This window comes from Nostoc sp. CHAB 5715, from assembly GCF_020829685.1.
GTDB lineage: Bacteria > Cyanobacteriota > Cyanobacteriia > Cyanobacteriales > Nostocaceae > Nostoc.
On the sequence record NZ_JAIVFR010000070.1, the window covers coordinates 1 to 13,109 of the forward strand.

Genomic DNA, 13,109 nt, shown 5'->3' on the forward strand with positions numbered 1-13,109 from the left:
CATATTTGATTTTTGAAATTATCTACGTGGGCGGGGAGTGGGGAGTAGGGAGTAGGGAGTAGGGAATAAGGAATTAGGCTTTTCGATCTGTACCGAGCTTTTTCATAAATCAAATATTAGTCCTATATGAGAAGTTTTAGTTACGTAGGCGTAGCCGCACTTCGACCCAACTCTTGGAGACGCTGCGCGTAGCTTGCTTCCACGAAGTGGTACGGCAAGCTCAGAGCAACGCAAAGCTCAGTAACCGTCGTAGACATCGCAACACATCAACTAGCTAAATTTTTAACTACTTTAGTGATCTTAGCAGTTTGCAATTGAGTCACAACTCACCAGACAATTTGCCGTCTGATTTCCTGAAAATTTTGGTTCGCATCTATAACGCAAGCAAGTACAGCCGCACGAAAAGTTTGGGGATAACTACTGACCGCCGCCTGTAATTCGATCGATCACAACTCCTAAACTATAAGCTACGGTAATTTTATACGCAAAACCTATAATAATTTTTAAACACCATTAACTCTATCGACAAACCGTATATTATGGATAAAGCAATAAAATAACCAGCTTCAAAATCTGTATTTTGAATTAATCAAGCAATATGTTTTGATATTTGGCTAATTTTGCGGTGCTTATTTGAATATCTTTTTAAAGCTTGCTGATTCGACTATTTACCAAGCTGGAAGCCATTAGAAATTGAAAAGGAGTGAATGTGATCAACGCTATACAGATTAACGAAAACTTGACAACAACAGGACAAGTTATACCAAAACAGCTTGAGCAAGCTATTCAAGAAGGTTTTAAGTCCGTTTTAAATCTGCGATCGCCTGATGAGCTAGGATTTTCCCAGGATGAGCAAAAAGTAGCGGAAGCATTGGGACTGCATTATACGAATGTTCCACTCAAGGTGGATTTAAAAAATTTGAATGAAGAGGCTATTACCAAAATTCTCAGGACACTCGAACAAATCCCTAAACCAGCAGTGGTGCATTGTGCAGCCGGGATGCGATCGACTGGAATTGCGCTCTTAAGTATCGCTATCCAGGAAGGACTAACACCAGAAGAAACCTTGGCAAAAGCTAAGAATCTGGGTTTTGGATTTTTTGAACACGCCGGCGTTAGTCCCCGGCTGAAGCAATTATTTGTGGACTACGTTAACAAACACGCGAAAGTAGCTGTGCCTACTTGCTGAAACAGCGAGTTTGAAAAACCTCTCCTTGCCTTGAACTGTCGTTCAAGTCTGTCCCTCTCGCCCGTCGGAGAGGGGCGGTTTTGCGTAGTAAGACCTTTTTTTACTTAGGTACAATTCGCGCAACTGGGCAGTGGATGAGCCAACGTACAAAGTAAAGGCGATCGCCCCATAATAACTGGTGGTTAAAAGCTTTTGGTTGAAAGGTGTGAGGGTGCGATCGCCTTTCGCATAGCCATCAAGCTATGGAGATAATTAGGACTTCCAAGAAAATCCAAAAATATTATCTAAGACTATTGGATTATTTGAGAATAAGCGTTACACTATTTCCATGAACCTTAGCCAAGGTTTTTGGTAATTAACTCATGTCAAAAATTATATACGATGTCATCCAGCGTTTTGAGGTAGAAAACGGCGTTCCCCGTTTGGTTTCAACAAATATCCAGGTGATTGAAGGCGGGGAAGATTTGCTGTCTTTAGCTATCACTATGCTGGAGAAACTTGGTTTTTATGACAAGTTTGAGGAAAAACGCACATCTCAATACATAGGATATAAATTGAAAAATCCTGGAAAAGGAGCTAAACGTTATCAGCTTATTTTAGCTCAGAGAAAAGAAGGTTTATCCATTTCTATTCCTCAGGAGATATTAGAGCCATATTTGCTAAAGCTAAACTTTTCAATCAATTTTTTGACAAAAATGCCTGAATTGAAAAATGTAGTAACAATGTTTCAGGAAATATCAAAATTTTATTGGATCATACCTAGTAAAAAAAACGGTTTTTTTGATTTAAGTAAAGAATATAGAGAAACTTTTAAAAACCAAATTGCAGGAGATTTTGAATTAAATTTTGATGGCATAGTTTACAGTGAAGCAGAAAATGCTTATTCTGATTCTAAAATTCAGAATATTAATGATATGCAACTCATTGATATAATCCAAAAAAAATATATAAGTAAGCATCCACTTTCAAACTCTTTGGATAATAGTGACTGTTGCTTAAAAATTGGTAAGGGCGACATAGGTAAAGACAAGCTTTTTAATTATGCATATCAGGTAGCTATAAATTCAGGAGAAGTTTTAGAAGAATTTCTTACTTATTTTGCAAAAATACTCATGGAGCAACAATAATGTCTATCAAAGTCAAAAGGCTAGTTAATGCATACGAAGAAAGGATGCTAGAGTTTTTGCAAACTTGTGTAGATGATAGTTATAAAATTCATACACAGGTTAGCTTATGCCAATTTTGCGAACTAGATGAGAGCATTGATTGGCAACTAAAAAAATTTTTCTTTAGCTCTAATGTGGATGCTTTAATAACAAACCATGATTATAAACCTTGTTTGGTTGTAGATTTTCAGTCTTCATATCATGACTCAGATGAAGCAAAGGAGCGCGATCGCAAGAAGGCAACTTTACTCGCTCTTGCAGAGGTTCCCTTACTTTATTCACGGGTGAAAGACTTTGGATTATTACATCTTTACTCTCAATCTGAAGAAGTGGTATGTAATCTATTTACAGGGAAACGGCGAGAAAATGCCCAAGCCCTAATTAGAAAGTATTGCGAACAATCTTTATCTTCTAATGTTCAAGTTACAGCTTGCTAAACCACAAGATGTTTGCACGTTAATAGCCATAAATCTCAGCGATGCCCCAGGCTGTAAACTACGCAAAATTAACAGACTATGGTATTGCTTTGGTTGCATTAAATTACTATAAAATATAAATAAGCTTTTATATCAAAGGAGTGGTTATCCTTCCAGCAGCAGCACAAGCCCTAAAATGTGTCTACCTGTGTCAATCATTGACTACAGCTTACTTGCCGATCTACATAGTTCGTCTAGATGAGCGGACAGGAAACATATTCATCTTATCTGGCAATGAAATAGAAATTTTAATTAGTCGTGATGGAAATTGGCGATATTTATGACAAAACCAAACTTTGATGCTATGAGTGAAGCAGAATTACGCACCTATGTCTTGGAACATCGGGATGATCAAGAGGCTTTTTACGCATTTGCGGATCGTTTGATGGCAAAACCTCCCTCTGCGACTTATCCCACATCAATGACTCCAGAGGAAATCCACAAGGCAGTATTAGACATTATTCAACAGAAACAACAGAAACAACGATCGCCAGACTCCGAAAAAACAGCATAAATTTTTAACACCCTTGCTCCCAGATATAACCAAGGTGGTACACTACATCCATGCTAGGGGTGCCTACATAACCAGGCTGAGATCACACCCTTAACACCTGAGTCTGGGTAATACCAGCGGAGGGAAGCTGTTTATTGAGGAATTACAATATGCGGACAGAATGGGTTGCTAAACGACGTGGGCAGAGTAATGTATCTCAAATGCACTACGCCCGCCAAGGTGTTATCACCGAAGAAATGCACTACGTCGCCCAACGCGAAAATCTCCCTGCTGATCTCATTCGTGAGGAAGTGGCGCGGGGACGAATGATTATCCCTGCTAATATAAATCACACTAACCTAGAGCCGATGGCTATTGGCATCGCCTCTAAATGTAAGGTAAATGCTAATATCGGCGCTTCTCCCAACTCTTCTAATCTTCAGGAAGAAGTTGATAAGCTGAATCTGTCCGTGAAGTACGGTGCTGATACCGTGATGGATTTGTCCACAGGCGGCGGTAATTTGGATGAAATTCGTACCGCTATTATTAAAGCTTCACCTGTTCCCATTGGTACAGTGCCAGTATACCAAGCTTTAGAAAGTGTCCACGGCACAATCGAGAATCTGACTGCTGATGATTTTCTCCATATCATCGAAAAGCACGCCCAGCAAGGAGTAGACTATCAAACTATCCACGCTGGGATTTTAATTGAGCATTTGCCTTTGGTGAGAAGCCGCATCACTGGTATTGTCTCTCGCGGCGGCGGTATTTTGGCACGGTGGATGTTGCATCATCACAAACAAAACCCGCTTTATACCCACTTCCAAGATATTATTGAGATTTTCAAAAAATATGATGTCTCCTTCAGTTTAGGAGATTCCCTGCGTCCTGGCTGCACCCATGATGCCTCAGATGAAGCACAATTAGCTGAATTGAAAACCCTTGGACAGCTAACTCGCAAAGCTTGGGAAGATGATGTACAGGTGATGGTGGAAGGGCCTGGACACGTCCCAATGGATCAAATTGAGTTCAACGTCCGTAAGCAGATGGAAGAGTGTTCTGAAGCACCTTTCTATGTTTTGGGGCCATTGGTGACAGACATTGCTCCTGGTTATGACCACATCACTTCAGCTATTGGAGCAGCGATGGCTGGATGGTACGGTACTGCAATGCTGTGCTATGTAACACCTAAAGAACATTTGGGTCTACCAAATGCCGAAGATGTACGGAATGGGTTGATTGCTTATAAAATAGCGGCTCATGCGGCTGATATTGCTAGACATCGCCCTGGTGCAAGGGATAGAGATGATGAACTTTCTAAGGCGCGTTACAATTTCGATTGGAACCGTCAGTTTGAATTATCACTCGATCCAGAAAGAGCTAAGGAATATCACGATGAAACTCTGCCAGCAGATATCTATAAAACTGCTGAGTTTTGTTCGATGTGTGGGCCTAAGTTCTGTCCAATGCAAACTAAGGTTGATGCTGATGCGCTGACAGAATTAGAGAAGTTCTTGGCGAAAGAGGCGGTGACTCAAAGCTAACAGATTAGACCTCTTGCAAAAGTCGAAAAAGCGCTGTAATATCATGTCCGCTTGATTGCTTATTAAACCCGAAGAACCCCACCCCGCCAAAGCTACGCTTTGTCTCCCCTCCCCGCAAGCGGGGAGGGGCTGGGGGTGGGGTGTAATGGCTGTGGTTAGCATAACTATTTATGCGGACATGATATAACTGGTATCAACTATAAGTTAAAACTCTTTTAAAACCTCATTCCCAGTCTCCGACTGGGAATGAGACAAAATGGTTTTGCTTCTCTCAAAATATAAGGTTAGGTTTTGCGATCGCACTTTTTCTTCGTACAAAAGTAATCCAATTGCGTAGGCGCAGCCCGTCGTAGACATCGCTCCCCAATCAAAGCTAAATCAGTAATTCTAGTTGGTAATTTATGCGATCGCGTTTAATTGCGCCTATTTACTTCGGCAAAACCACGCTTTGACGCACAGCACGCTTGCTGCATCTACGCTCGTCGTAAACATCGCTTTTACGAATAATTGTTAAAAAAGTTGTCATATCACGTCCGGTTAAACACAAGTCAATTGCGAACGGAGTGAAGCAATCGCTCCAGACGTTGTGATTGCTTCGTTTCACTTCGTTCCACTCGCTTTTGACTTATCACAAGTAATTTATCGGACATGATATCATACGTGAAATTGTTGATTTTTCTGAAAAAGCCTAAAATTTAAGTCTCCTACAACATTTTTTGCCAATTGAAACCATATTTATTGTTGAGGCACAGTAGTGCTGTACCTCAAAAGCGTGTTCTATTTAAGAGAAGATGCTGTAACACAAGTCTGTTTCTCATAACGTCTTAGCGGAAGCTGCTACAGGCTGCGCGTAACACGGAAACGTCAAAGCAGAAGCTGCTACAGGCTGCGCGTAACACGGAAACGTCAAAGCGGAAGCTGCTACAGACTGCGCGTAACACGGAAACGTCTTGGCGGAAGCTGCTACAGGCTGCGCGTAACACGGAAACGTCAAAGCGGAAGCTGCTACAGACTGCGCGTAACACGGAAACGTTAAGACGGAAGTTCCTATAGGGAAGAATATTTTGATTTTTGCTTAGTAATATGTGGTTATTTAACAGAGCATTAAAAATACCCCACCCTAACCCAATACGCTTGGGTTACAGCAGTTTTCATGTATTTGAACCACATCTGTTGTAGGGGTAAAGCGCATTGCTCATTGGTGTCAACTTAAGCTAAAAATCGCTTATCTGTTGACTTCCACGCCCGCCCAGAAATGAATTTCAGCGGCTCCTAGCTAAAGTCTACTGAAGTAGACTAAAGATTTTTGGCTATATTTAGTCATCTTCAGATGACTTTCGCTATTAGCAAGGAACTTCAGTTCCTTGCGGGACATGGCTTTTACGTTAAGTTGACACGTATGAGCAATGCGCTTTACCCCTACCGCGTGGTCTATTTACCTGAAAATAGCTGTAAGAAAAATTGTAGGTTGGGTTAAGCAAAGCGCAACCCAACAAAGCCCCGGAAATTTTGGGAGAAGGGGTTAGGGGATGAGGGCAACTCTAGAACGCTTTTTCTTACCTAACTTTTACCTTAAGTTGACATCAATGCACAGCTGTGCTTCTCTACTTAAAATCCAATTTCAATAGTCAAGCTGCGAATTTTTCCTGTATCTGCGTCAGCTTTATCTGCAACTTCCAGAGTCCAGGTTCCTTCGGGACTTTTACCTTTAAAGGCAGCAAGTTTAAGAGTATTTATCTCGTCATAAGTTGTTTTAATATTATCTGTAGCTCCGCCCTGGCGATCGTGCAGAATTACAGGAAGTACGCCTGTTTGCACTGGGGGAAGGAGAGTAACTACAAGATCCCCAATAAAAGTATGTTCGATGTCTACATTAACTTTAATAGATTTTATCAGGCTGGTACTAGCGATCGCCAACGACAATGTTGATGTTTGTAAGTCGTTAATTGGGACATCTTGCACTGCCTTGAATGTGCTGATGGGTGATGTTTGCGGTGGCTTGGCTAGTTCCACAGCTTTGAGAGCATTGATTCGACCGTAACCGTAGAAGGGACTACGACCATTGGCATCATATTTACCTCCAGCTTGATCAATGCGATCGCAAGAGCGTTTAATAATATCTCGCACTTCGTCCCAACGCAGATTTGGGTTTCTAGCAATAATTAGGGCTGCTACACCAGCTGCACCTGGACAAGCACTGGAAGTTCCGCCGAATTGGTTCGTGTAGTTGCCTGGGACATCACCCAGATTCCGATTACCCGAATTATAGCCAACTACACCAGAGCGATCGCTTGTCCAAATTCCAGGGGTTTGAGAACTATCGCCATTATTGCTAGGAAAGGCACACCAGACAGCTTGACCAAAGTCACTGTAAGCGCTTCTCGTGCCGTAGTCGTTACAAGCTGCCACAGCAATCACCTTTTGGTAGCTGGCGTAGCCATCATTATCGACGCTTTCGTTACCATTGCCAGCCGCAAATAAAATTACACAGCCCTTACCGTTGCGTCCCTTATTAATTGCAAAGTCTATAGCAAGGCGTGTGGAGTCAGGCAGAGGTACTTTCTGGTTATGTACAGGATCGTTTCGCTCAAACCAAACACCGTCTGAGGGCCCCCAGCTACAAGAGATTACATCAGCACCATTTTGAGCCGCCCAAACAAAAGCATCTGCTTCATCCTGCGACCCCAGCGCCGAAGCTAAACGAATCGGCATCAGCTTTGCACCCGGTGCTACACCAGATGCACCAAAGTTGCCGTTTGCACAAGCTACTCCTGCACAGCCTGTCCCGTGGTTATTGTCGTTCCCCGGTCTGGGATTGTCAGTTTTACGTGTGACATCACGCGGGGCAACAATTTTTCCAGAGGACCGGAACTCTTCATGATCGAGATCCACACCGTCGTCAATAATTGCAATAATTGTCCCTGTGCCATCGCTCAACTTCCAAGCTGCCTCAACGTTGGCATGGGCATTAATTACCTTACCATTAATTGTTGTTTGCTTTAAGTGCCACTGCTGCGGAAAAACCTGACGTTGGCGTGATTCACGCACTAGTTCAGGATGGCACAGATCAACTGATTCTTCATTCAAAAGTCTCTCGGCGATGTCAAAGATGGCTATACCAATATTTGCAGATGCACTGACAAAGTAAGCATTTGGTGCATATTCCAGTTGGCGTTTAATTGTTAAATTGTAACGTCTTAAGACCTCTTGGCAGACCGTTAACTCTTCTTCGCTATCGAATTTAAGGAAGAGGTTTTCGGTGTAAATTATAGGTTGTTGGGATACTGGATCGACAAGAACACGTCCGGCAAATTGGATTTCAGGCTCTTGCTTGAGAATTTCACGGGCGCGATCGCGCAAAGCGACACCTTCAGTGGGAACTTTCGCTCGCAAAATTTCTACACCCGCTTGCCGAAACCGTGTTGCTAACTCGAATTGATTAAGGATACTGCGAGCTGTGGGTGATACTGGTGCGACTTCAAAGGGTCTTGCACCGACAAGACCACTGCGGCTTTCGGTACGCACTACAACGTGTTCATCACTGATAGCAAGTTCATATTGTTGGCCATTCTGCCCACCATAGCGAACTTGAACCATAATTTTATCTCCTGGGATATTTGAAATATTACTATCTTAAAAATTAGGCATTGGGATGGGAAAAACTGCATCATGCGTTGTGTTCTTGCAGCGTGCGCTTGGTATTTACGTTTAATTTATGGATGCTTCTGATTTCATCTGCTATATGTGTGTTACGGTTTAAAAAGATACAACTTACAGCAGTTTTCATGTATTTGAACCACATCTATCGTAGGGGTAAAGCGCATTGCTCATTGGTGTCAACTTAACGTAAAAGCCATGTCCCGCAAGGAACTGAAGTTCCTTGCTAATAGCGGAAGTCATCTGAAGATGACTAAATATAGCCAAAAATCTTTAGTCTACTTTAGTAGACTTTAGCTATGAGCCTTGAACTTTAGTTCTAGGCGGGCGTGGAAGCCAACAGATAAGCGATTTTTAGCTTAAGTTGACACCAATGAGCAATGCGCTTTACCCCTACTGCGTGGTCTATTTACCTGAAAATAGCTGTAAACAGAATTTAATCTATCTAAGTTCATACAAGCCTTTGATTCGTCTTTCCAGAAAAGAGGGATTCGAGGTCAGGCTGTTTTACGAATCTTCAATATGAATAAAGGCGTATAGCTTGCATTCCGATAGAAGATTTGTATTCCATACCATTGAAAAACGCTATAACATCATTAGAACTTGAAAAAATGTTTTATTTCCCGGCAGAGTATTTTCTACAGGTGTACTCTTTACCCCTGATTCCTGAAGTGAGATTTCAAAAAGATTACTTTTCTGAGTATCCTGAACAAATTCGCGTAGGCATCGCTGCCAACGCCGGGCTACGACTACGTACTGCTGTATCTTACACTCGTAAGCCTGGATATTATGCAATACATTACAATCAACCCAAGACCCTAGTAACAGGAGCAATTTTACAACTTAACGATGGTAAAATAGCAGTTTTTCCAGGCGAACCCAATCACTCAGAACAGGGAACACTAAGTCCAATTTACACATTACAACCAAATGGTTCGGTAGCAGTACCAACCGGGCTTGTTTTCATCCGCTTTGCTGAAGGCGTTGATGTGAAGTCGCAGCGCGAGGTAATTAATCGAGCGGGTTACGAAGTAGCGCAAAGCCTTGACTATGCACCTCACACCGCTTGGTTGCGTGCCCAATCAGGTAATATTGCAGATGCGATCGCCAGGATTCCTCAGTTAGAAGCGATACCTAAAGTTGAAAATATCGAACTTCAGATGCTTATGGAAAGAGGTTTGAGGCTAGAGCGAGAAAACCCAGATACACCAAGCGGTTTCCAATCCAAAATCGTTCGATGGTTCCTGAGCGAAGTCGTTCGCGTAGCGTCCCGCAGGGAAGGACTGAGCGAAGTCGTTCGCGTAGCGTCCCGCAGGGAAGGACTGAGCGAACGCGAGTGCGTCTCCAAGAGTTGCCGAAGTCTAAAATCCAAAATCCAAAATGGTATAACCTTTTGCGATCGCCAGTACTGAAAGGCGATCGCAGTGGTAACAATTGCGAGAAACTGAAAGCAGATTAATTAGGAGAGGAGAACCTAATGAGTTGGACTAAAGTTCTTGCAGTCGAAGCACTTTCCCCAGGTACGCGACAAGTGGTGAAAGTTGGCAACCGGAAAATTCTGGTTTTGAACCACGAAAATCAGCTTTATGCTGTAGATAACAACTGTCCCCACTTAAAATTACCGTTGAAAAGTGGAAAAATCACTGAAGATGGGGCAATAGTTTGTACCTTCCATCGCAGTGCTTTTGACCTGCGGACTGGTGAGGTACAAGGCTGGTGTTCCTGGCCACCTGGTGTAGGTAAAGTACTCTCAATGGTTTCGCCACAAAAAGCATTGCCAGTATTTCCTATTCGTGTGGAAGAAGGCAGTATTTGGGTTGATGTACAAGAGGAATAGCGCCCTCTGGCTGAATTTCTTGCAATATATTAGCCTATCTATTTTTTAGGAGTTACAGCATTTTTCAGGTATTTAGACCACAGATGAGACGGGGAGTGGGGAGTGGGGAGTAGGGAGTGGTGTAGTTCAATTACTTGAAAAGCGCTGTAAGCGACAAAAACCCCAGCCGATAAATTTAGCTGGGGTTTTTCTCAAAATGCAACTATTTCAGAGATATAAGAACTATTGAATGAGAGAGAACATTTTCTCAAGTAGCTTATATCATGTCCGATAAATTACTTGTGATAAGTCAAAAGCGAGTGGAACGAAGTGAAACGAAGCAATCACAACGTCTGGAGCGATTGCTTCACTCCGTTCGCAATTGACTTGTGTTTAACCGGACGTGATATTAAACGTTTTGTTGTGATGTAATGTTGGGTTGTGTATTACCATTTCCAGCTTCTATAGAAGCTGTAGTACTTTGAGAGTGGCCTAAATTGACTTTGAATACCTTGTTTTGCTCTTGCTCCAGTTTAGGTAAAGTCAGAATTAAAATTCCATCTTTCATGTCTGCCTTAACTTGTTGATTCTGAACTTTGCTTGGTAGAGGAACTACTCTAGTAAAGTTGCCATACCGGAATTCAGAATGAACTTTAGCGTTAGATTCGGAATGTTTTTCGTAACGATGCTCACCAGCAATTGAAACTGCATCTTGAGTAACTTGAACATCCAGGTTTTTAGCTTCCACGCCTGGAATTTCAACTCTTAATACGAACTCTGAACCATTGTAGGGCTATTTCGTTCTAGACATAAACCGCCCAGAACTAAAGTTCCTCTCTTACAGCTAAAGTCCGTTTTAACGGACTATAACCTTTTCTCAGTCGTCTTTAGACGACTTTCGCTATTAGACTCAGAATTCATTCTGAGGCTGCCCATTTTTCAGCTACCTCCGTCAATGTATTTTACGTATTTTCACTGAATTAGATTGCGTTATAAATTTGTGCAAATGGGGAACTCTATGATTAGAGATCAATCGTTGAAATTATTCTTTTGTTTGGAATACCCACAAGAGGCGCTTGTTAATGATTAGTATAATTACACCAGTTTATAACGGTGAGAAATTCATAGAATCTTGCATTCAAGTTGTCATTGACCAAAACTGTTTAGAAGTGGAGCATATCATTGTCGATGGAGGTTCAAGCGACAAGACAGTAGACATTATTAAGGATAAAGCCAATCAATATCCCCACATTCGCTGGATTAGTGAAAAGGATCGAGGACAATCTGATGCTATCAATAAAGGAATTGCTATAGCACAAGGACAGATTGTTGGTGTTTTAAATGTTGATGATTTTTATGAAATAAACGTTCTTAACCGCATTTGTGAAATTTTCCAAACTTTACCAGAGCCTAGCTTGATTGTTGGCAACTGTAAAGTTTGCAATCAAAAAGGTAAACTAATTTATATTAACAAACCTAGCAGATTACGGACGATTGATTTACTGTTAGAAAGGCGAGTTAATGAAGATGGAATTATCGATGCTTCTTTTCCAGTAAATCCATCTGCTTACTTCTATCACAAATCATTGCATCAGCAAATCGGACTCTATAAAGTAGAAGATCATTATGTAATGGATGTAGATTTCCTTTTGAAAGCGGTTAGGTCATCTCATGTTAAAGGCAGGGCTGTTTCATTCCACAAAAGATAAGAGTTTGTCAATATAGCAATCCTAAATGAGTCGTGAAAAATACAGATAAGGAAACGAACCGCCCTTCGGGTTCACCAGTCGCCTACGGCGGGAAACCCGCCTACAGCGCTGGTTCACCAAGAACGCCAAGGACGCAAAGATAAGAAAGAAAAAAGAGATATATAATTTTCACAAATGATTTAGGACTGCTATATCATTCCTTTATTGTGGCACATTTGAATGTGGCACAACCAGCTGAAATTTCACTGGAATTTTTTCATTAGAATATGTATATATCATTACTAATCTAACAGCCTGTTGGAGGGCTACTATGAAATACTGTCGCCCCCGACTTAACTTTAGCGGTGGCTGGTTGCTGGCTATACTTGCCGCTATCACAGCTTTGCCTGTAATAGCAGAGACAGCGAATTTTGGTACTTTCACCTTGTCAACAAACTTTAATCCAGGACAAGGAACAGTGCAGGGGTTTACAGGTGGTTCTTACTCATTGTCTGCCATAAGTAACCGCGATCGCGATCAAAAAGTCTGTATTGGCTTTGCCGATCCCAATCCAGATCATATTATGGTTTTGGAAAAGGACTTTCCCCAGATGACAATACAAGTCGATAGCAAGGGCAATGACACCACTTTACTGATCCAAGGGCCAGATAAAACTACGATTCGTTGCGGCGATGACACTGGTAAAAGTAAAGATGCTAGCGTTAGCGATCGCAATTGGAAAACTGGCAAGTATCTGATTTGGGTAGGTACATTTAATCCTGGGGCCAAGCACGATTACACTTTGAAAGTGGAGCAGCAGTGAAGTGGGGAGTGGGGAGTGGGGAGTGGGGAGTGGGGAGTTAGGAGTTAGGAGTTAGGAGTTAGGAGTTAGGAGTTAGGAGTTAGGTATTGTGTATTGGGAAGAATTTATGCCCAATGCCCAATGCCCAATGCCCAATGCCCAATGCCCAATGCCCAATGCCCAATGCCCAATGCCCCATTCCCCATTCCCAATTTTGAGGTGTAACGTCTGAGAGGATAATATGGGATAGTAGCTTGTTGTGCTTTCCGAGGGTGCTA

12 protein-coding genes, 1 pseudogene and 1 riboswitch are annotated in these 13,109 nt (G+C 42.1%); of the genes and pseudogenes, 11 read left to right on the forward strand and 2 right to left on the reverse strand.

Annotated elements, in window-relative coordinates; genetic code table 11:
• Nucleotides 1–709 precede the first annotated feature (709 nt).
• The 6 genes from LC574_RS06075 (at nt 710) to thiC (ending at nt 4,868) form a co-directional block, all read left to right on the forward strand.
• A complete protein-coding gene (locus LC574_RS06075; protein WP_229452041.1) occupies nt 710–1,189 on the forward strand; it encodes a protein tyrosine phosphatase family protein in 480 nt (159 codons plus the stop codon).
• A 362-nt stretch (nt 1,190–1,551) separates the two neighbouring features.
• Nucleotides 1,552–2,316 (forward strand): hypothetical protein, encoded by a 765-nt coding sequence (locus LC574_RS06080; protein ID WP_229452042.1) that lies wholly within the window; start codon nt 1,552–1,554, stop codon nt 2,314–2,316.
• Nucleotides 2,316–2,792, forward strand: a complete 477-nt coding sequence (locus LC574_RS06085) for a DUF2726 domain-containing protein (RefSeq protein WP_229452044.1) — start codon at nt 2,316–2,318, stop codon at nt 2,790–2,792. Before LC574_RS06080 ends, LC574_RS06085 begins: the two co-directional genes overlap by 1 nt.
• A 140-nt stretch (nt 2,793–2,932) precedes the next feature.
• Complete coding sequence (locus LC574_RS06090; RefSeq protein ID WP_229452046.1) at nt 2,933–3,115, forward strand: hypothetical protein; 183 nt, start codon at nt 2,933–2,935, stop codon at nt 3,113–3,115.
• Nucleotides 3,112–3,345 carry a hypothetical protein gene (locus LC574_RS06095; protein ID WP_229452047.1) on the forward strand — a complete coding sequence of 78 codons (234 nt, stop codon included), beginning with the start codon at nt 3,112–3,114 and terminating at the stop codon, nt 3,343–3,345. Before LC574_RS06090 ends, LC574_RS06095 begins: the two co-directional genes overlap by 4 nt.
• A gap of 45 nt (nt 3,346–3,390) precedes the next feature.
• A riboswitch (TPP riboswitch) is annotated at nt 3,391–3,487 on the forward strand.
• Nucleotides 3,488–3,494: 7 nt separating this feature from the next.
• On the forward strand, nt 3,495–4,868 hold the full coding sequence (gene thiC / locus LC574_RS06100; protein WP_229452048.1) for a phosphomethylpyrimidine synthase: 1,374 nt from the start codon (nt 3,495–3,497) through the stop codon (nt 4,866–4,868).
• A gap of 1,608 nt (nt 4,869–6,476) precedes the next feature.
• Here the strand turns inward: thiC and LC574_RS06105 are convergent.
• A complete protein-coding gene (locus LC574_RS06105) occupies nt 6,477–8,465 on the reverse strand; it encodes a S8 family serine peptidase (protein WP_229452050.1) in 1,989 nt (662 codons plus the stop codon).
• Between the two features lie 671 nt (nt 8,466–9,136).
• Between LC574_RS06105 and LC574_RS06110 the strand changes: the two genes are divergently transcribed.
• Both LC574_RS06110 and LC574_RS06115 read left to right on the forward strand, forming a co-directional pair.
• Nucleotides 9,137–9,937 carry a hypothetical protein gene (locus LC574_RS06110; protein ID WP_229452051.1) on the forward strand — a complete coding sequence of 267 codons (801 nt, stop codon included), beginning with the start codon at nt 9,137–9,139 and terminating at the stop codon, nt 9,935–9,937.
• A 65-nt stretch (nt 9,938–10,002) separates the two neighbouring features.
• Entirely contained in the window at nt 10,003–10,362 is a 360-nt protein-coding gene (locus tag LC574_RS06115; protein WP_229452053.1) for a Rieske (2Fe-2S) protein, read from the forward strand.
• A 388-nt stretch (nt 10,363–10,750) separates the two neighbouring features.
• Here LC574_RS06115 and LC574_RS06120 read toward each other — a convergent pair.
• Nucleotides 10,751–11,110: pseudogene (locus LC574_RS06120) on the reverse strand (Hsp20/alpha crystallin family protein); the annotation flags it as partial.
• A gap of 313 nt (nt 11,111–11,423) precedes the next feature.
• Here LC574_RS06120 and LC574_RS06125 point away from each other — a divergent pair.
• From LC574_RS06125 to LC574_RS37820, 3 genes are all read left to right on the forward strand, one after another.
• Nucleotides 11,424–12,050, forward strand: coding sequence for a glycosyltransferase family 2 protein (locus tag LC574_RS06125; RefSeq protein ID WP_229452056.1), 627 nt, complete (start codon nt 11,424–11,426; stop codon nt 12,048–12,050).
• Nucleotides 12,051–12,360: 310 nt separating this feature from the next.
• Nucleotides 12,361–12,852, forward strand: a complete 492-nt coding sequence (locus LC574_RS06130) for a hypothetical protein (RefSeq protein ID WP_229452058.1) — start codon at nt 12,361–12,363, stop codon at nt 12,850–12,852.
• An 88-nt stretch (nt 12,853–12,940) separates the two neighbouring features.
• Entirely contained in the window at nt 12,941–13,063 is a 123-nt protein-coding gene (locus tag LC574_RS37820; RefSeq protein WP_267871432.1) for a hypothetical protein, read from the forward strand.
• Nucleotides 13,064–13,109: the final 46 nt, after the last annotated feature.